This is a genomic window from Bradyrhizobium shewense (assembly GCF_900094605.1).
Classification (GTDB): domain Bacteria; phylum Pseudomonadota; class Alphaproteobacteria; order Rhizobiales; family Xanthobacteraceae; genus Bradyrhizobium; species Bradyrhizobium shewense.
Window position 1 is genome coordinate 113,131 of the sequence record NZ_FMAI01000021.1, and the last position, 21,114, is coordinate 134,244.

A 21,114-nucleotide genomic window follows, 5' to 3' on the forward strand; every position below is an offset into this window, starting at 1 on the left:
CTGCAATGCTATACGGTTTGCCCCAAGAGAGGCAAAACTGTTCGTGATGAGGACTGCGTGATGACGACGATCTTCCCAGATGTGCGCATGGCCGGCGTGGCGCGGACCTATCCGCCGCGCGCCGCCGTCGTCAGCTGGATTTTCTTCGACTGGGCCGCGCAGCCTTATTTCACGCTGATCACGACCTTCGTGTTCGCGCCCTATTTCGCCACCAGCATTGCGCCGAACGCCGCCACCGGCCAATCGCTGTGGGGATTTGCGATGGCGGCCGCGGGCCTTGCGATCGCGTTGATGTCGCCGGTGCTGGGCGCCATCGCAGACGCCTCGGGCCGCCGGAAGCCGTGGATCGCGGGGTTCGGTGCGCTGCTGGTGGCGGCATCCTGCACGCTATGGATCGGCAAGCCCGGCGATCCCTCCATCATTCCGCCCCTGCTCACCGCGGTCGCGCTTGCCAGCGTCGGCGCGGAATTCGCCACCCTCTTCAACAATGCGATGATGCCGACGCTGGTGCCGCCGGAGCGGATTGGACGGCTCTCCGGCACCGGCTGGGCCACCGGCTATGTCGGCGGGATCGTCAGCCTGATCATCGTGCTCGGCTTCCTCGCGGCCAACCCGCAGACCGGCCGCACATTGCTGGGCTTCACGCCGCTGTTCGGGCTCGATCCGGTCAGCCATCAGGGCGATCGCATCGTGGGCCCGCTGACCGGGCTGTGGTTCATCGTCTTCGTGACACCGCTGTTCCTGTTCACGCCGGATTATCCGGCGAAGCGCCCGGTGCGCGAGGCCTTGCGCGAGGGGCTGTCGGAGCTGAGGCAATCGATCAGAGGCTTGCCGCAACAGAGATCGCTGGCGGCATTTCTGCTCGCCAATATGATCTATACGGATGGTCTGGTGTCGCTGTTCGCCTTTGGCGGCATCTATGCCGCGGGCACCTTCGGCTGGCACACAATCCAGATCGGCACCTTCGGCATCATGCTCGCGATTGCCGGCGCATTTGGCGCATGGTTCGGCGGCAAGCTGGATGATCGTCTCGGGCCGAAGCGCGTCATCGCCGGCAGCTTGCTCGTGCTGCTGTTGTCCGTGGCGGCAATTCTCCTGGTCGACAAGGACAGTGTTTTGTTCATAAAGGTCGCGCCGCCGCAAGCAGACGCTCCCTTGTTCTCGAGCGCGGCCGAGCGCGCCTATCTCGTGCTGGGCTGCCTCATTGGCGCGGCCGGTGGTCCACTCCAGGCGGCCTCACGCACGCTGCTGATCCACCTCGCACCGAAGGACCGCATCGCGCAGTATTTCGGCCTGTTTGCGCTGACGGGGAAGGTGACGTCCTTCATCGGACCGTTGCTGATCGGCATGATCACCGCGGTGACCGCAAGCCAGAAGGCCGGCATGGCCGTGCTGGTGGTGTTCTTCGTCGCGGGGCTGGGGTTGTTGAGGCGGGTGAAAGACTAGCTACCTCTCGCCGTCGTCCCTGCGAACACAGGGACCCATACCGCGCGATCTCTCGTTGGCGCGACGCGGCCAATACCGCGAACCAGACTTCTTCCTGTGGTGATCGCGACGAGCGCAAGCGCTCGCGCGGAGGTCCCGGATCGGCGCTCTGCTCTCGACAACGCTACGCGTTGCCCGGAGCTGCGCTTGTCCGGGACGACAACCGCGACTTAGTGCCGGAAATGCCGGGTGCCCGTGAACACCATGGCGATGCCGTGCTCATCGGCGGCCTTGATCACCTCGTCGTCGCGCATGGAGCCGCCGGGCTGCACCACGGCGGTGGCGCCGGCCTCAATGCAGGCGAGCATGCCATCGGCGAACGGGAAGAATGCATCCGACGCCACCACCGAGCCCTTGGTGAGCGGCTCGGCGAGTTTCAGCTCACTCGCCGCATCCTGCGCCTTGCGCGCGGCGATCCGGGCTGAATCGACGCGGCTCATCTGGCCGGCGCCGATGCCGACGGTGGCGAGATCCTTGGCGTAGATGATGGTGTTGGACTTGACGTGTTTTGCCACTCGGAACGCAAACTTGAGGTCACGCATCTCCGCGTCCGTGGGCGCGCGCTTGGTCACGACCTTGAACGTCATGTCGTCGACCACGGCGTTGTCGCGGCTCTGCACCAGCAGGCCGCCGGCGACCGTCTTGGCGGTGAGGCCGGGCGCGCGCGGATCGGGCAGGCTGCCGGCGAGCAGCAGCCGCAGGTTCTTCTTGCCGCCGATGATGGCGATCGCCTCCTCGGTGGCGTCGGGCGCGATGATCACCTCGGTGAAGATTTTTGTGATCTCGCGGGCCGTATCCGCGTCCAGCGGACGATTCATCGCGATGATGCCGCCGAAGGCCGAGGTGGAATCGCATGCCAGCGCCTTGCGATAGGCGTCGACGAGGTTTGATCCCTCCGCGACGCCGCAGGGGTTGGCGTGCTTGACGATGACGCAGGCCGCGGTGCGCTTGGCGTCGAACTCGCCGATGCACTCATAGGCCGCATCGGTGTCGTTGATGTTGTTGTAGGAGAGCTCCTTGCCCTGGAGCTGCCGGGCGGTGGAGACGCCCGGGCGCTTGTCGGGCGTCGCGTAGAACGCCGCAGTCTGGTGCGGGTTCTCGCCGTAGCGCAGCGACTGGATCAACTTGCCGCCGAAGGCGCGGAAGTCGGGCGCGTCGATCTCGAGCTGGCGATTGAACCAGTTCGAGATCGCGGCGTCGTAAGCGCCGGTGCGCGCATAGGCCTTCGCAGCAAGCCGCCGGCGCAGTTTCAGCGTGGTCGCGCCCTTGTTGGCGGCGAGCTCGTCGAGCACCGCCTTGTAGTCATCTGCCTCGACCACGACGGCGACGTCGTCATGGTTCTTCGCGGCGGCGCGGATCATCGCGGGGCCGCCGATGTCGATGTTCTCGATGCAATCCTCGAAGCCGGCGCCTTTGTCGACGGTCGCCTCGAACGGATAGAGATTGACGACGAGAAGATCGATCGGCGCGATGCCGTGCGCCTTCATCGCGTCCGCGTGTTCCTTGTTGTCGCGGATTGCGAGCAGGCCGCCATGCACCTTCGGATGCAGCGTCTTGACGCGGCCATCCATCATCTCGGGGAAGCCGGTGAGCTCGGATACGTCCTTCACCTTGAGGCCGGCCGCGGCGATTGCTTTCGCAGTGCCACCGGTCGAGACTAGCTCGACATCATGCTCGGCGAGCGCCTTTGCGAATTCGATCAGGCCGGTTTTGTCGGAGACGGAAAGAAGCGCGCGGGTGACGCGGCGGGGATGGTCAGTCATGAGCAAGATCCTCTGTCTTAAGGAGTGTCTATGCCCAGGCGCGCGGCAGATATGTGTCGCGCTTCCCGATGGTGCTCCATCCAAGGTCGCCAGTCGCGCGAGCGAGGGCTCGATAGCAGTTTTCGGCGTGCTTCACAACGATCAGATGGGGCCGATTCCGCGCGTTTACAGCGGAAGTTCCGGTTCGCGCCGGGCGTTGCGGCGGGCATTGGTGACGGTCGGCGATGCCGTGGAGCGGATAAAGCTCCAGCGGATCGAGGGCGCTTGGCGCGCGTCCTGCCGGATCACGATCTGGGCGGTGCGGCGCGGCCCGTCATTGCCGGCCAGGAACACGCTGTCCTCGAGATCGACCTTGTCGTCGAGCGCCTCAAAGGTCCAGACGTCGCGGTTCGGCAGCACCAGCATGACGCCGCGCGCATCCGACAGCCGGCTGGCCTTCACTGCCGGATGCAGATGGAAGCGCAGCGCAAAGTCAGCGTCGGCGCCCCTGAAGCGTCCGCCCTGCGGCGGCGACAGCGTGTCCTCGCCGTCGATGCGCGCGCCGTCATTGGCGATCATCAGCACGCGGCGGTGGATCGCGCCGAATTTGGAAAGATAGCCGTCATGCGAGGTCGTGAGCAGCGTGCCGTTCTGCACGATCTCGCGATAGCTCTCGACCTCGACGGGCCCGCTGGTAACAGGCGAGCCGTGCAAGAGGCGCTTCATCGCCGACATCTCGACGAACTGGCACGACGAAGTATCGTGATAGGTCAGCGTCGAATGCGCCGCGGTGCCGCGGGCGAACGGCCGCCAATTGTCGCGGCCGGTGGTCGGCATGCCGCAATTGGTGACGATGCGGCTGATGCCGGAAGACAGTTCGAACGACAGGCAGCCGGCATGGGCGTCGTGGCTGACGCCGGCCGGCGGCGGCGGGCCGGTGTCGATGATCACAGTGGTCTGGCCGGCATCGAGGCGCTGAAAGCCGGTATGCGGCATGTTCGCCATCGGCGCGCCGTGAGTGTCGTCATAGGCAAGCAGTGTGGCGAGCAGGTCGGACGATGTCGCGCTCATGCCGTTGAACAGCGCGAAGTTACCGTCGCCGTGGCGGAAGAAGCGCAGCATCGGCATCATGCGGTCGATCGCGTTGAGCAGCGCCGGCGGTGGTGCGATGTTGCGCGCAGCAAACGTCTGCCGCAGCGGCAGCAGGTCGATCAGGAGGTCGATCAGCGCGCCCGGATTGCGGGAGATGTGTCCGCCGTCGGGCAGGATCTGCCGCTGCAATTCGTCCGACAGCTTTTTCGATGCGCTGCGGATTTGGCCGGCCTGGTTGGCGAGGCACAAGGCCGCATAACACAGCGCGATCAGCACCTGGAGCTTCGGCACCCCGTCGGGAATGTTGACCATGGTGTAGCGCAGGAAGCGGATCTCGCGCGCGAGGGCGCGAAGGTAACGGCGGTAGAACTTGTTGTCGGTCTCGTTGAGCACCAGCGGCGCCTGCGACAGCAGCGAGATCACGCGCCGGGCCAGCACGTCGGCGCGGCGCGCGACTGGGCGGCGCTTGTTGGCGGGGTTGGCGATCCAGTCCTCGATCAGCGCGCGCGCATTCGCCCGTGTCAGCGCAGTGTCGGCGGCGCGCAAATGGCGCAGCCAGCCGAAGCCGAGCAGCGCGACTTCCCAATCCTCCGACGGCGGCTCGAGATCGAAGATCGAACGGCCGTGGCAATTGACGATCTTGCCGGCGAAGACGAAGCGGCCGGCATAGATTTCAGCGGCGCGAGTCGCATCCGCGGTGCGCAGATCGTGCGGCGCGATGATCAGCCGATCGGTGCGGCCGGGCCAGACCCGCGACAGCGCAACGGAACCGCCGCTCGCGCGCGCGAGCATGTTCCGCGCGAAGCGGTTCATGACCAGCGTCGAGATACGTCTGCGTTGAGCGACCGACACGCTTTGCCTTGAAGGGGGAGAGGATTCCGACGAATCCCTATTAATCCCAAAATCGGACGTCTGACACCACCTTGAACGTGTGAGAATCAGCGTCGCGGTCGCAAATCCGGTGCAAAATCAGGATTTAACGAGCCGGGTCGCGAAAAATCCGTCGAGCCCGCCGAGCTTGGGATCGGCGTTCGGCAGATGGCTGGGCAGGGTGCGCAGATCGCCGTCCCCTGTGATGATTTCGTCCAGGCCCGCGACCTCCGACGCCTCGATCGGGACGCGGCGAAGCGCAGGCTCGCTCGCCAGCAGCGTCGCCACCGCCTGCTCGCCCTCTTCGGGTTCCAGCGAGCAGGTGCAGTAGACCAGCGTGCCGCCCGGCTTGAGCAACGACACCGATTTTCGCAGCAGTCGCTGCTGCAGCACCGTCATGGCGGTGACATCGGATTCCTGCCGCAGCCACGCCACATCGGGATGACGGCGGATCGTGCCGGTCGAAGTGCAGGGCGCATCGATCAAAATGCCGTCGAAGCCTTCGGCAGGGCCGGCCCATTCCACGGCGTCAGCGACGACGGTCTCGGCCTGGAGCGACAGCCGCGCCAGGTTTTCACGCAGTCGCGTCACCCGGGCCGGCGAGCGGTCGATCGCCGTCACCTGCGCGCCGGCATGCGCCAGCTGCGCGGTCTTGCCGCCGGGGGCGGCGCAGAGATCGGCAATGGACTTGCCCTTGACGTCGCCGAACAGCCGGGCCGGCAGCGTGGCGGCGGCGTCCTGTACCCACCATTGTCCCTCGGCGAAGCCGGGCAGCATGGTCACCGAGCCGTGCAGCAGCATCCGCACCGTTCCGGTCGGAAGCGTCTCGCCGTGCAGGCGGCTCGCCCATTGCGCGGCATCGGACTTCACCGTGAGATCGAGCGAAGGCTCGTGGCCGAGTGCCAGTGCCATCTCCCTTGCGGTTGCTTCGCCATAATGCGCGCTCCAGCGCGCGAGCAGCCATGGCGGCAGATCCAGCGATTGCGCGGCGACCTCCTCGACCAGCGCCGTGCCCTCGCGCGCGCAGCGGCGCAGCACGGCATTGACGAGGCCGGCATAGCGCGCGGCGCGCCGGTCGGATTGCACCAGGCGAACGGAGAGGTCGACGGCCGCGTGATCCGGCACGTCCATCCAGAGGATCTGCGCCGCACCGATCAGGAGCGCGCTTTGCGCGCGCGGCGCATCGGAGGGAATGCCCTTGTCGAGCAGGCGGGACAGCACATGGCCGAGCGTGCCGAGCCGGCGCAGCACCGTGGCGACCAGGCGCCGCATCAGCGCGCGGTCGCGGTCGGCCAGCGTCTTCAGTCCGGGATGGGCGCCGCTGCCGTCGAGTTGGTCGTCGAGCGTACGGTGCTTGTGCAGCACGCCGTCGACGATGTCGGCGGCAATCCGTCGTGCCGCGAGACCGGGCACTTCGGACGGAGGGGCGAAACGTTGAGATGGCATGCGGAAGCAAGGTTCTGAGCGAGCGGCAGTTCCGCCGCAATGGGCGCATGCCTTGAGAACCCAATCTCTGGCACGCGAATATGCCAAATGTAAGAATCGCTTCCGGCTTTTTCAGCCCTTCCGGGCCGATTTCAGGAATGCGTTATTGGACATCGCGTTGCGGCTCGTCCTGCGCTAGAAAGCCTGGCGATGAGTGACCAGCCTCCCGTTTCCGACCGCAAGCAGCTCACGCCGGCAGCCCAGCGCGCGCTGGCCGAAGCCGAGGCGCGCCGGCAGGCCGCAGCGAAGGCGCATGCGGAAGCCGCGCCCAAGGAGTTGCAGGGACCAAAGGGGCCTGAGCCCACCCGTTACGGCGACTGGGAGCGCAAGGGCATTGCTTCCGACTTCTGAGTCGCTCTTGCAGGCTCGGCCGACTCAGCCATAGCGTCGCGCGATGTCGCGCTTCGACCCCAGCCATCCATATCGGACGTCATACAGCGGCTCGCCGTTCGGTCGGCGCTTCTCCGGATTATTGCCGTGGATGTTCGTGGTGGGCATCGCGCTGGCCGTCGTGCTCACCTTTCGCCATGGAATGGGCTGGCTTGTTCCGGATGCCGATGGCGACCGCGCGCGGAACGCCGAGATCGTTCTCGAGCAGGCGGGCCATCCCGATGTTCGCGAGCCGGTCGATGTCATTCGCACCATCGACGGCGACACCTTTCTCGCGCGCGTTCGTCAGCGCGGCGGCCGCGATCTCGTCGTGCGGGTTCGGTTGCGCGGCATCGACGCGCCCGAGATGAAAGCGTCTTGCCGGGACGAGCAGGACAAGGCCGAAGCCGCGGCCCGCGCATTGCGCGATCTGCTCGGCCAGGGCGACGTGACGATCGCCAATCTGGGCCCCGACAAATACGGCCGCGTTCTCGCCGACGTCGCGACCCGGCGGACTGCGAACGTTTCGGCGGCATTGCTCGCCGGCGGTTTTGCGCGAAGCTACAATGGCGGCCATCGCGACGGCTGGTGCGCGCGCAGCTGGCGCTTCTGGTAACAAAAGCCGCGTCCCCGGACGCGGCCTTTTTCTTGTCTTGCCTTGATCCCGGCGATCAGCGCGTCACGACCACCGTCGTGCCGACCGAGACGCGGCCGTAGAGATCGGTGATGTCGTCGTTGAGCATGCGGATGCAGCCATAGGAGACGAAGCCGCCGATCGAGCCCGGCACGTTGGTGCCATGGATGGCGTATTCGCCGCCGGCCAGCGTCATCGCCGCGACGCCCATCGGGTTGCGCGGCGAGCCGCCGGGAATGACGTCAGGGATGCTCGGCTTGTCGCGCTTCACCTCGGCGGGCGGAGACCACGCCGGATTGCGGTACTTGCCGTCGATGCGGGTGGTGCCGGCCCACTGCTTCCCCGACTTGCCGACGCCGACCGGGTATCGCACGGCGTGGCCGTTATCGAGGATGAGATAGAGCCGCCGCTCGCTGGTTTTGACCACGATCGTGCCCGGCGAATAGTCGGCCAGATGCGCCCCAACCATTTCCGGCCGCGCCTGCGCCGCGGTCGACATCAAGACCCCTGCCCCGATGGTGGCGGCGAGCGCCACAGCAATCCTTATCGACATCGATTTTCCCCTAGCCCGAACGGATCGTCCAAAATTACGCAGAACCGGCAATCGCCAGCTTGCCACGTCCTTTCAGGGGACATTCTTAACCGCGCCCGTTAACCGGTTGGTTTCCACGCACGGCCGCCAAGGGCCAGCCAGCAGGGGGAACAAAGGAAATGTTCGAAATAAAGTAAATGACCTGAAAACAACACTCGGCGGGAAAGATGCGGCCGCGCCGGCGCGCGCCCTGACAAGTCGTGAGGGTGTGAACGGCTGTTATTTCGGGGCCTCGGTGCGAAAGGCAGTCTCGTGTCCCGGACAAGGCGCAGCGCGGAGCGGTGCGGCGCAGAGCGGACCCAGTTCTTCTCTTCGTGCGCGGCTCGATGGGCCCCGGCTCAGCAGCGCACCGCGAAGTGCGCGCTACGCTGCGTCCGGGGCACGAGAGCTCGTTTACGCCGGCTTCCGGTTCTGCCGGTTCTTGACGAGATCGTCGACCACGGCGGGATCGGCCAGGGTCGAGGTATCGCCCAGGCTGCCCGGTTCGTCCTCGGCGATCTTGCGCAGGATGCGGCGCATGATCTTGCCCGAGCGGGTCTTGGGCAGGCCCGGCGCGAACTGGATCTGGTCCGGGGATGCGATCGGACCGATCTCCTTGCGCACCCAGGTGACGAGCTCCTTGCGCAGATCCTCGGTCGGCTGCACGCCGGCCATCAAGGTGACATAGGCGTAGATGCCCTGGCCCTTGATGTCGTGCGGGAAGCCGACGACCGCGGCCTCCGACACCTTCTCATGTGCGACCAGCGCGCTCTCGACTTCCGCGGTGCCCATGCGGTGGCCGGACACGTTGATGACGTCGTCCACGCGGCCGGTGATCCAGTAATAGCCGTCGGCATCACGCCGGCAGCCGTCGCCGGTAAAGTACTTGCCCTTGTAGGTCGAGAAATAAGTCTGCTCGAAGCGGGCGTGATCGCCGTAGACCGTGCGCATCTGGCCGGGCCAGGACCTCGTCAGGCAGAGATTGCCCGAGGTCTCGCCGTCCAGCACCTTGCCGTCGGCGTCGACGATCTCAGGCACCACGCCGAAGAACGGCTGCGTCGCCGAGCCCGGCTTGAGCTTGGTCGCGCCCGGCAGCGGGGTAATCAGGATGCCGCCGGTCTCGGTCTGCCACCAGGTGTCGACGATCGGGCAGCGGTCGTCGCCGACGACGCGGTGATACCACTCCCACGCTTCCGGATTGATGGGCTCGCCGACCGAGCCGAGCAGGCGAAGCGAGGCGCGCGATGTCTTCTTCACCGGCTCGTCGCCCGACTGCATCAGCGCGCGGATCGCGGTCGGTGCGGTGTAGAAGATGTTGACCTTGTGCTTGTCGATGACGTTCCAGAATCTGGAATTATCCGGGTAATTCGGCACGCCTTCGAACATCAGCGTCGTCGCGCCATTGGCGAGCGGCCCATAGAGAATGTAGCTATGGCCGGTGACCCAGCCGACGTCGGCGGTGCACCAGTAGATGTCGCCGTCGTGATAATCGAAGACGTATTGATGCGTCATCGAGGCGAACACGAGATAGCCGGCAGAGGTGTGCAGCACGCCCTTGGGCTGGCCGGTCGAGCCTGAGGTGTAGAGGATGAACAGCGGATCCTCGGCGTGCATGTGCTCGACCGGGCATTCCGTCGTCACCATCTTTGCAGCGTCGTGGTACCAGAGATCGCGCGAGGGGTTCATCTCGATCTGGCCGCCGGTGCGCTTGACCACGACGACCCAGTCGACGCCGTCGGCCTTGGCGAGCGCCGCGTCGACGTTGGCTTTCAACGGCACCTTCTTGCCGCCGCGCAGGCCCTCGTCCGCGGTGATGATCACCTTGGACTGGCAGTCATTGATGCGCTGGGCGAGGCTGTCCGGCGAGAAGCCCGCGAACACCACGGAGTGGATCGCGCCGATGCGCGCGCAGGCGAGCATCGCATAGGCTGCTTCGGGGATCATCGGCAGGTAGATGGTGACGCGGTCGCCCTTCTTGACGTTGCGGGTGCGCAGGATGTTGGCCATCCGGCAGACTTCGTCGTGCAACTCCTTGTAGGTGATGTGCTTGGACTGCGAGGGATCGTCGCCTTCCCAGATGATCGCGGTCTGGTTGCCGCGCTTGGCGAGATGGCGGTCGATGCAGTTGTAGGCGACGTTGAGGATGCCGTCCTCGAACCATTTGATCGAGATGTTGCCGGGGGCGAAGGAGACATTCTCGATTTTCGTCGGCGCGTGCATCCAGTCGATGCGCTTGGCCTGCTCCGCCCAGAAACCGTTCGGGTCCGAGATCGAGCGCGCGTACATCTCCTTGTACTTGGCCTGGTCGACCCAGGCGCGCTTCGCCCACTCCGCCGGGACGTCGTAGATCTTCTCGGACATGCTTCCCTCCACATACGGCAGGCCGAACGCTGGCGACCGGCGAGCCGACTTGATCATTGACTGATTATGCGTCGGGCTAACCGGGCCCGACAAGGAGCACAAGCTGGACCTTCGGCGGGCGGCCCGCCATGCGGAGGATCAAGGCCACCTGCTGCGACTGTCGCAGATCTGAAACAAGCCGGCGGGCGGCTTTCGGGGGCCTTTACCGAGATCCGCGGAACGGGCCCGCGCAGGGCCCTCATGCATCAGCAGAGGTATTTAGGAACCACCTCTCACTGATTCGGGACTCGCAATACGGTTCGGAACACCCTAAATGGCCAACCCGGGTCCAAAGAGACCCTTCGGAACAAAAATCAGAACAGCGGCATTGACCGGTAACAGACAGGGCTAAGGCATAAGGCTATGATGGATCAGCAGAATCTCGGGACGATACGGCCCGCTTCAGCCGATCCTGCGGCCATTGCGCTGGCCAAAGCCCTCGGACAATGGCCGAAACTTGGCCCTTTCAGGCGTCCGAGCCCGAAAAAGGCGTTCGACACGGCGCCCGCGGCGACGGTCGAGGCGCTCGCCAAGGAGCTCGGCCTGCGGCTCGGCGACCAGAACGAGCTGACCATCCGCCGCATCAGGCGCGGCAAGGGCTATTCCTTCGTCCGCCCCAACGGCGCGCATATCCGCGATGCCCGCACCATCCGCCGGCTGCACGCCATGGCGGTGCCGCCGGCCTATCGCGAGGTGCGCTATTCGTCCGATCCGAGCTCGCATCTCCAGGCCGTGGGACGCGATGCCGCGGGCCGGCTGCAATATCGCTATCACGCCGATTGGGAGAAGGTCCGCGAGCACCGCAAGGCGCATCGCCTGGAAAAGCTCGTCGGCGCGCTGCCAAAGATCCGGCGCAAGGTCTCGGCGTTCCTGTCGGGCGACGAGCCGACGCGTGAATTCGCGCTGTCGGCCGTGATCGAGCTGATCGCCCGCACTGCGATCCGCCCCGGCAATGAATCCTATGCCCGTCTCAACGGCACCCGCGGTGCGACCACGCTGCTGAAGTCCAACGTCACGCTGGAGGACGATTGCTTCGTGCTGACCTTCAAGGCGAAGGGCGGCAAGGCGGTGCGCAAGGAGTGCGATGCGGCCAAGCTGGTGCGCGCCATCGGCATTTTGCAGGGCGTCCCCGGCAAGCGCATGTTCCAGTATCGCGATGCCTATGGCATCGTGCGCGCGGTCAACACCACGCAGGTGAACGCGTTCTTGCGCGAGATCGCCGGCATCAAGATCTCGCTCAAGGATTTCCGTACGCTGATGGCGTCCGCGGTCGTGGTGGAATCGCTGTCGCGGATCACACCGGCGACCAGCCAGCGCGGCCGCAAGAAGCAGGTGCTGGACGCAATCCGCGCCGCTGCCGACAAGCTCTCCAACACGCCGGCGATCTGCCGCAAGAGCTACGTCCACGACACCATTGTCACCGCGTTCGAGGATGGCATCCTCGAGCGCTTCGCCGCGACCATGAAGGGCCAGCGCTCGCAGGCGCGGCGCGAGCAGCTTCTGGCGCAGGTGGTCGCGACCGCCGCGGTGTAACGACACTGCCGTAGGGTGGGCAAAGCGAAGCGTGCCCACCATTAGCTCATGGTGAAAGGTCGTGGGCACTGCGCGAAGAGCGCGCCTTTGCCCACCCTACGAGAGCTACTTCTTATCTTACACACCCATGTCCGGACCGGGATCGCCGCCTGCGGCTGCGGTCGTGAGCCGTTCCATATAATGCGCCCACCCCGTCGCGTGCGCGGCGGCCTGCGCTTCGCTCGGCAGGCCGCTATGGGTCATGCGCAGCAGCGTGCCGCCGTCGCGCTCGATCAGGTCGATCTCGATCAGGCTCGAGCCGGGCGGTACTTCCTGGCCGCCTTCCCATCCGAACGTGTAGGCCAGACGATGCACCGGCACGACCTCGCGGAAGGCGCCGCGGGCGACGCCGCTGCGGGGGCCGATGCCCTTGAGCAGATAAAGCCCGCCGGGATGCGGCTCGGTGGTCGCATCGGAGCCCATCCAGCTCAGGATTTTCTCGGGGTCGGTCAGATAGGCGAAAACGGTGGCGCGCGGTGCGGCGATCTGGGTCTCGCGTCGCACTATGAACGGTTCGGTCATCGGCGATCATCCCTTCGCTGCCATTGGCACATGGCGGCGCCATAGCGGCGCGTCAAGGATTGCCCGTGACAAAGACGGCCCACCTTGGCCATGATCGAGCCATGCAGCTCTCCTCGACCCTCGCCTGGCTTGTCGATGCCGCCTCGGATAGCGCCGGAGCGGACCGCCTGCTTGCGGAACTCGGCGCGCATCTCGTCGCCGACGGCGTGCCGCTTGCGGCAGGCGCCCTAACGCTGGAGGTGCCGCATCCGCTGATCGCGAAGCGGACCTGGTTGTGGCGTGCCGATGGCGGCCAGGTGATCGAAGCACTTGGTTTTGCGCCGGGCGGGTTGGCGCCCGATCCGCCCAACGATGCCGGCCGCCGCTGGCTGCGCGACATCGCGCGCGGCGAGGTGCACGAAGACATCGTCGGACGGCCCGATGGGCCGCAGCTTTGTTGGATCGGACCGCGTCCCTTCACTGCCGACGACATCGGGCAATTGCGCCAGGCTGCGCGTTTTGTCGCGACGCCCCTCGCCGTGCTCGCCGCGCGCGCCACGTTGCGCGCGACGTTAGATGCCTATCTCGGCAAGCGCAGCGCGGAGCGGGTGCTGGCGGCGCCCTTGCGGCGCGATCTCGGCGAGACCATTCAGGCCGCGCTGCTCTATGCCGATCTGCGCAACTTCACCACCCTGTCGGAAACTTCACCGCCTGGAGAGGTCATCGGCGCGCTCGACGCCTGGTTCGACCGCATCGCCGGCGCCGTTCACGCCTTTGGCGGCGAGGTGCTGAAATTCATCGGCGACGGCGTGCTCGCGATCTTTCCGGTGGTCGAGGCATCCCCGCGCCGCGCGTGCGATGCCGCCCTGCGTGCCGCAGGCGCGGCCGAGGCCGGCATGGTCTATCTCAACAAGGAGCGCGGCGCTCAAGGGTTGCCACCGCTGGCATTCGGTGCTGCGCTCCATCTGGGCGAGATGCTGTGGGGCAATATCGGCGCCGCCAACCGGCTCGACTTCACGGCGATCGGACCCGCCGTCAATCTCGCCAGTCGGCTCGAAGGCTTGTGCAAGCCGCTCGGCAGGACCGTGCTGGTGTCGGGCGTGCTCGCCGCGGAAACGGACATGCCGCTGGTCGCGCTCGGATCGCATTCGCTGCGCGGCATGGCTGCGCCGTGCGAGGTGTTTGCGCTGCCGGATGCGCAAGCTCCGATATCGTAGCCCGCATGAGCGAAGCGACATGCCGGGCCAGTGCTCCCGGATATCGCTTCGCTCATCCGGGCTACAGCACCTGCGGCTAAACCCCGCCCATCTTGCAGACGAGCTTCCACTCCTCCGCCGTCACCGGCTGCACCGACAGGCGCGAATATTTCACCAGCGCCATGTCGGCCAGCTTCTTCTCGGCCTTGATCGTGGCCATCGTCACCGGCGTCTTCAACGGCTTGTCGGCCTTGATGTCGACGCAGACGAATTTCTCGGTCTTGTCGGTCGGATCGGGATAGGCTTCCTTGATGATCTCGGCGATGCCGACGATCTCCTTGCCCTCGTTGGAATGATAGAAGAACGCCTTGTCGCCCTTCTTCATGGCGACGAGATTCTGACGCGCGGTGTAATTGCGCACGCCGGTCCAGGCCTCGCCCTTGGCGCCCTTCGCCACCTGCTGGTCCCAGGACCACACCGACGGTTCGGATTTCACCAGCCAGTAGTTCATCGCGCGCGTCCTATCCATTCGTCATGGCCGGGCTTGTCCCGGCCATCCACGTCTCTGCCATCAATTCAATATCAAGACGTGGATGCCCGCGACAAGCGCGGGCATGACGAGAAGACGTCATTCCTCTGCCTTGAAGGGGCGCGTCATCAGCGTCGAGATCGCGGCGTCGATCGTGCTTCGGCCGCTCAGGATCGACGCGACAGCTTCTGATACCGGCATCTCGACGTTTTGCGAAGCTGCGAGTTCGATCAGCACCGGCGCGGTGAACTCGCCCTCGGCAAGCTTGCCCGCAGGCGGCTGTTCGCCGCGGCCCAAAGCAAGGCCAAGCACGAAATTGCGCGATTGCGGGCTCGAGCAGGTCAGGATCAAATCGCCAAGGCCGGACAGGCCGGTGATCGTTTCGCTGCGTGCGCCGAGCGCGCGGCCGAGGCGTGTCAGCTCGGCAAAGCCGCGGGTCGTCAGCGCTGCCTGGGCGGAGGCCCCGAGCTTGCGCCCGACCGCGATGCCGACTGCGATTGCAAGCACGTTCTTGGCCGCGCCGCCGATCTCGACGCCGCGGATGTCCGTGGAGTGATAGGGACGGAACGTCGGCGAACCCAGGGCCTGCACCAGGCTGCTCGCCAGCGCCTCGTCCTTCGCCGCCAGCGTCACCGCTGTCGGCAAGCCGCGCGCGACATCGTCGGCAAAGCTGGGACCTGACAGGATCGCGGGCTGGGCGTGCGGCGCGGCCTCCGCGATCACGTCGGTCATGAATTTATGGGTGCCGTGCTCGATGCCCTTGGCGCAAGCGACGATCGGCATCGGCCTTGTCAGATGCGAGGCCAGCATGTTGACGGCGCCGCGCAAATGCTGCGCCGGTGTTGCGATCAGCAACATGTCGGCGCGCGCGGTGAGCGCCAGATCGCTGGTCACGACGATCTCCGGCGCAATCTGCACCCCGGGCAGTCGCGGATTATCGCGTGTCGAGGCGATCCGCGCGGCATGCTCGGCATTGCGTGCCCAGAGTGTGACGCTCCGCCCCGCCCGCGCCGCCACGGTCGCCAGCGCCGTGCCCCAGGCACCCGCCCCGATCACCGCGACGGATTGGAACGTGGTCATGGCTAGTATCCCGCCCGGGTCTTGCCGTAGCCGGCCGGCGCCGTTGCGTTGGCGTCGAGCAGCCAGCGCGCGCGGGGCTGCGCTTCCATCGTGTCGGTCAGGCCGAGCGCGAGGCGTTCGGCGCCGGCCCAGGCGATCATCGCGCCGTTGTCGGTGCAGAGCGCGGGCGGCGGCATGATCAGTTGCGTCCCGGCTTGCTGTGCGACCTCATCGAGGGCGCCTCGGATCGCCTGATTGGCGGCGACGCCGCCGGCCGCGACCAGGGCGCGCGGCGCGCCGAATTTTTCCCGGAACAGCCTGAGGCCGACGCTCAGCCGGTCGGCGGTCGAATCCAGCACGGCGGCCTGAAAGCTCGCGCAGAGATCGCTGATGTCCTGCGCCGTGATCTCACCTAGCCGGCTCGCTTCAGTGCGGACTGCCGTCTTCAATCCCGACAGCGAGAAATTGGCATCGGGACGCCCTTGCATCGGCCGCGGAAACGCAAAGCGCGCGGCATCGCCGCTTGCCGCCGCGCGCTCGACCTGCGGGCCGCCGGGATAGGGCAGGCCCAGCATCTTCGCGACCTTGTCGAAGGCCTCGCCGATCGCATCGTCGACGGTGGTGCCGAGCCGTACATATTGGCCGACGCCGGTGACCGCGACGATCTGGGTATGGCCGCCCGAGGCGAGGAACAGGCAATAGGGAAATTCGATTCCGTCGGTGAGGCGCGGCGTCAGCGCGTGCGCCTCCAGATGGTTCACCGCGACCAGCGGCGTGTTGTACACCATCGCGATCGCCTTCGCGGTGGTGAGCCCGACGATGACGCCGCCGATCAAGCCCGGCCCCGCCGCGGCCGCGACGCCGTCCAGCTGGGCGAAGCCGACGCCGGCCTCCTGCATCGCGCGCGCGATGATGCCGTCGAGCAGGTCGACATGGGCGCGGGCGGCGATCTCCGGCACCACGCCGCCGAAGCGGGCGTGCTCCTCGATCTGCGACCGCACGATGTTGGACAGGATCCTGCCGCCGCCGTCAGGCGAGCGTTCGATCACCGCCGCGGCGGTCTCGTCGCAGGTGGTTTCGATGCCCAGTACCAGCATTGGCGAATTGTTATCCAATTTGCGCCCTTGCGCTCATCCGTAAAGCAGAGTTCTGGTACGTCCGGTAGCATTCCGGGGCCAGATTGCGCAATCGCCACGCGCGGCTTCCTCACGAATGCGTCGCCGCCATTTGGTTCGGGAACACCAGCGATGTCCATCCTTGTCACACGGCCGCATCCCGACAATGAGGCGACGGCGGAAAGCCTGCGTGCGCGGGGGCTTGCGGTGCTGCTTGCGCCGGTGCTGAAGTTCGAGCCGGTCGCCTTCCATGACGAGAGTGAAACTCCCTACGGTGCCATCCTCGTCACATCGGCCAACGCGATCCGTGCCGTCGCGCCACAATTGCGGGATCTTGGTCTGTTGGAGCTGCCGTTGTTTGCTGTCGGCGAGCACACGGCTGCTGCGGCGCGCGATGCCGGCTTTGCCGAGGTGATCGTCGCCGGCGGCGATGCGGCTTCCTTGCGCGACAAGGTGATGCAGAGCGCACGCGACAAGGTGCTGAAGAAAAAGAGCACGCTGCTGTATCTCGCAGGCGCGGATCTGTCGCGCGATCTCGGCGGCGAGCTCGGTGCGGAGGGGTTTAGCGTGGTCACGCAGACGACCTATCGCATGGCGCCGGTCAAGCATCTGCCGCGCGAGGTCTGCGAGGGCTTTGCCGCTCACGGCGTCGAGGCGGTGCTGCACTACTCCCGGCGCAGCGCCCGGGCGTTCCTGGATGCGGCCAGGGACGAGGGCGTCGAAATCTCGGCGCTGGCAATACCGCAATGCTGCCTGTCCGAGACCGTTGCCAGCGTGCTGCGCGATGCCGGCGCGTCGCAGGTTCTGGTGGCTGCGACACCGGACGAAAATGCCTTATTTACCACCTTGGAGCGTGCGTTGCGCACCCGTTTGGCGTAAGAGGTCGAGCCGAATCCGACGTAATCGGGTCCGTCCCGCGTATGGAAGTGTGAGGAACCGTCACGATGGCCGACGACAAGCCTGAAGACGCAGGATTGGCTCCTGAGTCCGGCCGTGCCAAGCGCACTCCGCCCACCATCGACCTCGAAGCCACCGAAGTCTCGACCCAGCCGCAGGAGGCGGTGGTCGAGCCCGAGGCACCGCCGGCGCCGGAGCACGCCGAGCCTGAGCAGGCAAAATCCGACCAGGTTGACGCAGAGCCGGAGCGGACCGAGCCGCAGGCCGCGGTTGCGCCTGCTCCCGTGTCCGCGCCGATGTCGCCCTGGGTCATTGCGCCGTTCTCCGGCGCTGTCGCAGCGGCGGTCGTGATCGCAGTCGGCTGGATGCTGGGCTGGCCCGCCGTGCAGGCGCCGCCGGCCGCCCCGCAAGTCACGAGCGCGGCGGTCGATGCGCTGAGCGGTCGCGTTGCGGCAGTCGAAGCCAAGGCCGGCAAGCCCACCGCCGATCCCGCCTTGGCGGCGCGGATCGACGCGCTGGAGAAATTCGCAAGCAGCTTGCGCAGCGACGTCGCCAATCTGCGTACGCAGCTCGACAAGACCGCGAGCACATTGAACGATGCGAAATCGGCGCCGCGCACTGCCGCGCCCGACCTCGCCGCTCTGAGCGACCGCATCGCCCAGCTCGAGCGCGCCAGCAAGACCGAACGTGCCGAGCTTGCGCAGCAGGGCGAGAAGATCGCCGATGCGAAGAAGGTGGACGACAAGCCGCTGCGCCATGTGGTGGCGGCGGCGCTGCTCGACGTCGCCGTTCGTCACGGCGATGCTTACGAGTCGCAATTGGCCGCAGCGCGGGTGATGGCGGCAAAGCCCGATATGCTGAAGCCGCTCGATACCTTTGCCGCGTCAGGCATCCCGACGCCGGTGGCGCTGAGCCGCGAGCTGCTCAACATCGTGCCAAAGCTGTCGCCGCCGGCGGAAACCCAGACCAGCGGCACGGGCATCGTCGAGCGGCTCCAGGCAGGAGCGTCGAAACTCGTCCGCATCGAGCGCACCGACGGGGTCGGCAACGATCGGGGCGCCATCGTCGCACGGGTGACGGCCGCGGCGCTTCGCAATGATTTCGTGGAAGCGCGGCGCGAGCTCAAGACGCTGGCCGAGGCCGATCGTGCACCGGCACAGGCCTGGCTCGACAAGGCCGATGCCCGCGACGCTGCGCTCGCCGCCTCCCGCAAGTTCGCCGACGATGCCATGGCGGATCTCGCCAAGCCTGCTCAATAAAGGTTCGCGCAATACTAAGCGCGTATAGGGATCGCCATGCTTCGCATCGTCCTCTTCCTTGTCCTGATCGCGCTGGCGGCGGCCGGCGCGGCCTGGGTTGCCGACCAGCCCGGCGATCTCGTGCTGACTGCGGGCAGTTTCCGCGCCTCGACCACGCTTCCCAAATTCGTGTTCCTGCTTGGCCTGTTTGCCGCGGCCGTCGTGCTGGTCTGGAGCATCGTGACGACGATCTGGCGCACGCCGGGGCGTCTGCGCCGCCGTCGCCATGACAAGCGCCACGCGCGGGGCCGCCACGCCATCACCCACGGCCTGCTCGCGATCGGTCATGGTGACACCGCGCTCGCCCGCCGGCACGCGGAAACGGCGCGGCGGCATGCCCCGAATGATCCGCTCGCGCTGCTCCTGCATGCGCAGTCGGCGCAGCTCGAAGGCAATCGCGACGAGGCGCAGCGCGTCTTCCGTGCCATGGCCGAGCGTGAGGACACGCGCCTGCTCGGCCTGCGCGGCCTGTTCATCGAGGCGCAGCGCGCCGACGATGCGGTCGGCGCCGTGATGATCGCGGAGGAAGCGATCAAGCTGTCGCCGTCCTCAACCTGGGCCTCGCAAGCGGTGCTCGGCTTCCGCTGCGCGCGCGGCGACTGGAGCGGCGCGCTCGCGATCCTCGATTCGAATTTGTCCGCAGGCCTGATCGACAAGCAGGCCTATCGCCGCCAGCGCGGCGTGCTGCTCACCGCACGCGCGCTGGAATTGGCAACCATGGACCGCGACGTCGCGCGCGAGAGCGTGATGGAGGCGGTCAAGCTTGCGCCGACTTTGGTGCCCGCGGCCGTGCTCGCCGCAAAATTCGACAGCGAGGCACATCAGGTGCGCCGCGCAATGAAGCGGGTGGAAGCCGCCTGGCTCGCCAATCCGCATCCGGATCTCGCGGATGCCTATGCCCATGTGAAGCTCGGCGATACCGCGTGGCATCGCTTGCAGCGGGTCGAGACGCTCGCGGCCAAGACGTCGGCCGACAAGCCCGGTCATGTCGAGGGCCAGCTCGCGATCGCGCGCGCCGCGATCGACGCCTCCGAGTTCGCCCGCGGGCGCGAAGTGCTCGCGCCTTATCTCAGCGATCCGACCCAGCGCGTCGCGCTGCTGATGGCCGAGATCGAGCGTGCCGAGCATGGCGATAGCGGCCGTGCCCGCGCCTGGACCTTGCGCGCGGTGCGCGCTCGCCACGACCCGGCGTGGACTGCCGACGGCTATGTCAGCGACCGCTGGCGCCCGGTCTCGCCGGTCACCGGCCGGCTCGATGCGTTCCAGTGGCAGACCCCGGTCGCGAGCCTGCCTTCGGACAAGGGGTCCATGATCGAATCCTCGGCCTTCGAGGAGGCCATGCTGGCGGCCCCGCCGCCGAAGCGGGTGACGGTGGCTCCAAGCGACAGCGCGGCGGAACCGGTCGTGACGGCCCCAGCCCCAGTACCGGCCGCTCAGGACAATTCGCCCCCTGAGACCAAGGAAGCCGCCAAAGAAAACGCCAAGGAAACCCTCAAGGACGAGCCAGCGGTTACGCCTGCCGAGACGGCCCAACCGGCCCCCGAGCCCGCCGAATCACCGCCGCCGGCGCCGACACCGGTGTTCCGGAGCCGTGCCGAGCTCGGCAAACCCGCGCCAGCGCCGATTCCCGCGGTCATCCCGATCGTCCGGGCCCCCGACGATCCCGGGATCGATGACGAGGGTCCGAGCGATGAATTTACGGAACAAATCGGTACACCCAAGGCCCAGGCCGGCGGCTGGCGCGGATTCTGGTCCCGCTGGGGCGCGTGAGCCGCATTTCGAACCCGGCTTGTCCTTGCCAATTCGGGCCATGCCCGATATCAGGAGCGCGCGTATCGGGGCCGGCATCGCCTTGGCCCCGGCAGGGTTCGCCGCAATAGCTCAGTTGGTAGAGCACGTCATTCGTAATGACGGGGTCGGGGGTTCGAATCCCTCTTGCGGCACCAGCGCCTCAGCTGTCCAGCCCGAAGAGATGGGTAACGCATCGTACCTAAGAGATGGGTGACAACCTCGTGCCGAACGGGTTGTCGAGGGGCTGCAGGGTCTTCTGCTCCAGGTCGAAATATCCAAGATCATAGTGCATGAAGCTGACGAGCCAAATGCCCTCGTCGACCTCCTTGATGCCGAGCTTCTGGCCGGCCAACACCAGGGAGATATTGATTCTCTTGCGGTGGAGGCAGAGGCGCCCGCAGGAGGTGACGACGACGTCGCGATCGTGAAAGGGATAGGCCAGTTCCGGCAAACCCTCGTAGTGGCGGGCTGAGGCGGTGTAGAGATCTGCCGGGCGCTTCATGTCGAG

17 protein-coding genes, 1 tRNA gene, 1 pseudogene and 1 riboswitch are annotated in these 21,114 nt (G+C 66.5%); of the genes and pseudogenes, 9 read left to right on the forward strand and 10 right to left on the reverse strand.

From position 1 onward, the window contains the following. The first annotated feature begins 60 nt into the window (after nucleotides 1-60). Complete coding sequence (locus tag GA0061098_RS31735; RefSeq protein ID WP_091965395.1) at nucleotides 61-1,446, forward strand: MFS transporter; 1,386 nt, start codon at nucleotides 61-63, stop codon at nucleotides 1,444-1,446. A gap of 209 nt (nucleotides 1,447-1,655) precedes the next feature. Here the strand turns inward: GA0061098_RS31735 and purH are convergent, their stop codons facing one another. The 3 genes from purH to GA0061098_RS31750 form a co-directional block, all read right to left on the reverse strand. Continuing rightward, nucleotides 1,656-3,248 (reverse strand): bifunctional phosphoribosylaminoimidazolecarboxamide formyltransferase/IMP cyclohydrolase, encoded by a 1,593-nt coding sequence (gene purH / locus GA0061098_RS31740; protein ID WP_091965396.1) that lies wholly within the window; start codon nucleotides 3,246-3,248, stop codon nucleotides 1,656-1,658. A gap of 25 nt (nucleotides 3,249-3,273) precedes the next feature. Further along, a riboswitch (ZMP/ZTP riboswitch) is annotated at nucleotides 3,274-3,355 on the reverse strand. 58 nt (nucleotides 3,356-3,413) lie between these two features. Continuing rightward, nucleotides 3,414-5,132 carry a heparinase II/III family protein gene (locus tag GA0061098_RS31745; protein ID WP_165637724.1) on the reverse strand — a complete coding sequence of 573 codons (1,719 nt, stop codon included), beginning with the start codon at nucleotides 5,130-5,132 and terminating at the stop codon, nucleotides 3,414-3,416. A 156-nt stretch (nucleotides 5,133-5,288) separates the two neighbouring features. After that, nucleotides 5,289-6,635 carry an RsmB/NOP family class I SAM-dependent RNA methyltransferase gene (locus GA0061098_RS31750; protein ID WP_091965398.1) on the reverse strand — a complete coding sequence of 449 codons (1,347 nt, stop codon included), beginning with the start codon at nucleotides 6,633-6,635 and terminating at the stop codon, nucleotides 5,289-5,291. A 189-nt stretch (nucleotides 6,636-6,824) separates the two neighbouring features. Here GA0061098_RS31750 and GA0061098_RS31755 point away from each other — a divergent pair, with 189 nt between their 5' ends. Both GA0061098_RS31755 and GA0061098_RS31760 read left to right on the forward strand, forming a co-directional pair. After that, complete coding sequence (locus GA0061098_RS31755) at nucleotides 6,825-7,025, forward strand: DUF1674 domain-containing protein (protein ID WP_091965399.1); 201 nt, start codon at nucleotides 6,825-6,827, stop codon at nucleotides 7,023-7,025. 43 nt (nucleotides 7,026-7,068) lie between these two features. Continuing rightward, a complete protein-coding gene (locus GA0061098_RS31760; protein ID WP_091965400.1) occupies nucleotides 7,069-7,659 on the forward strand; it encodes a thermonuclease family protein in 591 nt (196 codons plus the stop codon). Between the two features lie 55 nt (nucleotides 7,660-7,714). On the opposite strand, the gene GA0061098_RS31765 is transcribed toward GA0061098_RS31760, so the two are convergent. Continuing rightward, complete coding sequence (locus GA0061098_RS31765) at nucleotides 7,715-8,230, reverse strand: L,D-transpeptidase (RefSeq protein WP_091965401.1); 516 nt, start codon at nucleotides 8,228-8,230, stop codon at nucleotides 7,715-7,717. Nucleotides 8,231-8,662: 432 nt separating this feature from the next. Continuing rightward, nucleotides 8,663-10,609 (reverse strand): acetate--CoA ligase, encoded by a 1,947-nt coding sequence (gene acs / locus GA0061098_RS31770; RefSeq protein WP_165637725.1) that lies wholly within the window; start codon nucleotides 10,607-10,609, stop codon nucleotides 8,663-8,665. 402 nt (nucleotides 10,610-11,011) lie between these two features. Here acs and GA0061098_RS31775 point away from each other — a divergent pair, with 402 nt between their 5' ends. Further along, nucleotides 11,012-12,181 (forward strand): DNA topoisomerase IB, encoded by a 1,170-nt coding sequence (locus GA0061098_RS31775; RefSeq protein ID WP_091965402.1) that lies wholly within the window; start codon nucleotides 11,012-11,014, stop codon nucleotides 12,179-12,181. 117 nt (nucleotides 12,182-12,298) lie between these two features. Here the strand turns inward: GA0061098_RS31775 and GA0061098_RS31780 are convergent, their stop codons facing one another. Continuing rightward, nucleotides 12,299-12,742 (reverse strand): SRPBCC family protein, encoded by a 444-nt coding sequence (locus tag GA0061098_RS31780; protein ID WP_091965403.1) that lies wholly within the window; start codon nucleotides 12,740-12,742, stop codon nucleotides 12,299-12,301. Nucleotides 12,743-12,843: 101 nt separating this feature from the next. On the opposite strand from GA0061098_RS31780, the gene GA0061098_RS31785 reads away from it, so the two are divergent. Continuing rightward, a complete protein-coding gene (locus GA0061098_RS31785; protein ID WP_165637727.1) occupies nucleotides 12,844-13,938 on the forward strand; it encodes an adenylate/guanylate cyclase domain-containing protein in 1,095 nt (364 codons plus the stop codon). 76 nt (nucleotides 13,939-14,014) lie between these two features. Here the strand turns inward: GA0061098_RS31785 and GA0061098_RS31790 are convergent, their stop codons facing one another. From GA0061098_RS31790 to tsaD, 3 genes are all read right to left on the reverse strand, one after another. Further along, a complete protein-coding gene (locus GA0061098_RS31790; RefSeq protein ID WP_091965405.1) occupies nucleotides 14,015-14,428 on the reverse strand; it encodes an EVE domain-containing protein in 414 nt (137 codons plus the stop codon). A 117-nt stretch (nucleotides 14,429-14,545) separates the two neighbouring features. Further along, nucleotides 14,546-15,526: an NAD(P)H-dependent glycerol-3-phosphate dehydrogenase gene (locus GA0061098_RS31795; protein WP_091965406.1), complete on the reverse strand. Its 981-nt coding sequence runs from the start codon at nucleotides 15,524-15,526 to the stop codon at nucleotides 14,546-14,548. A gap of 2 nt (nucleotides 15,527-15,528) precedes the next feature. After that, complete coding sequence (gene tsaD, locus GA0061098_RS31800) at nucleotides 15,529-16,602, reverse strand: tRNA (adenosine(37)-N6)-threonylcarbamoyltransferase complex transferase subunit TsaD (protein WP_091965407.1); 1,074 nt, start codon at nucleotides 16,600-16,602, stop codon at nucleotides 15,529-15,531. Nucleotides 16,603-16,752: 150 nt separating this feature from the next. On the opposite strand from tsaD, the gene GA0061098_RS31805 reads away from it, so the two are divergent. The 4 genes from GA0061098_RS31805 (at nucleotide 16,753) to GA0061098_RS31820 (ending at nucleotide 20,761) form a co-directional block, all read left to right on the forward strand. Continuing rightward, complete coding sequence (locus GA0061098_RS31805; RefSeq protein ID WP_091965408.1) at nucleotides 16,753-17,499, forward strand: uroporphyrinogen-III synthase; 747 nt, start codon at nucleotides 16,753-16,755, stop codon at nucleotides 17,497-17,499. Nucleotides 17,500-17,564: 65 nt separating this feature from the next. Then, on the forward strand, nucleotides 17,565-18,776 hold the full coding sequence (locus tag GA0061098_RS31810; RefSeq protein WP_091965409.1) for a COG4223 family protein: 1,212 nt from the start codon (nucleotides 17,565-17,567) through the stop codon (nucleotides 18,774-18,776). Between the two features lie 36 nt (nucleotides 18,777-18,812). After that, a complete protein-coding gene (locus GA0061098_RS31815; RefSeq protein ID WP_091965410.1) occupies nucleotides 18,813-20,585 on the forward strand; it encodes a heme biosynthesis protein HemY in 1,773 nt (590 codons plus the stop codon). Between the two features lie 100 nt (nucleotides 20,586-20,685). Beyond that, a tRNA-Thr gene (locus tag GA0061098_RS31820) sits at nucleotides 20,686-20,761 on the forward strand. 44 nt (nucleotides 20,762-20,805) lie between these two features. Here GA0061098_RS31820 and GA0061098_RS31825 read toward each other — a convergent pair. After that, nucleotides 20,806-21,114 (reverse strand): annotated as a pseudogene (locus GA0061098_RS31825) (IS481 family transposase); the annotation flags it as partial.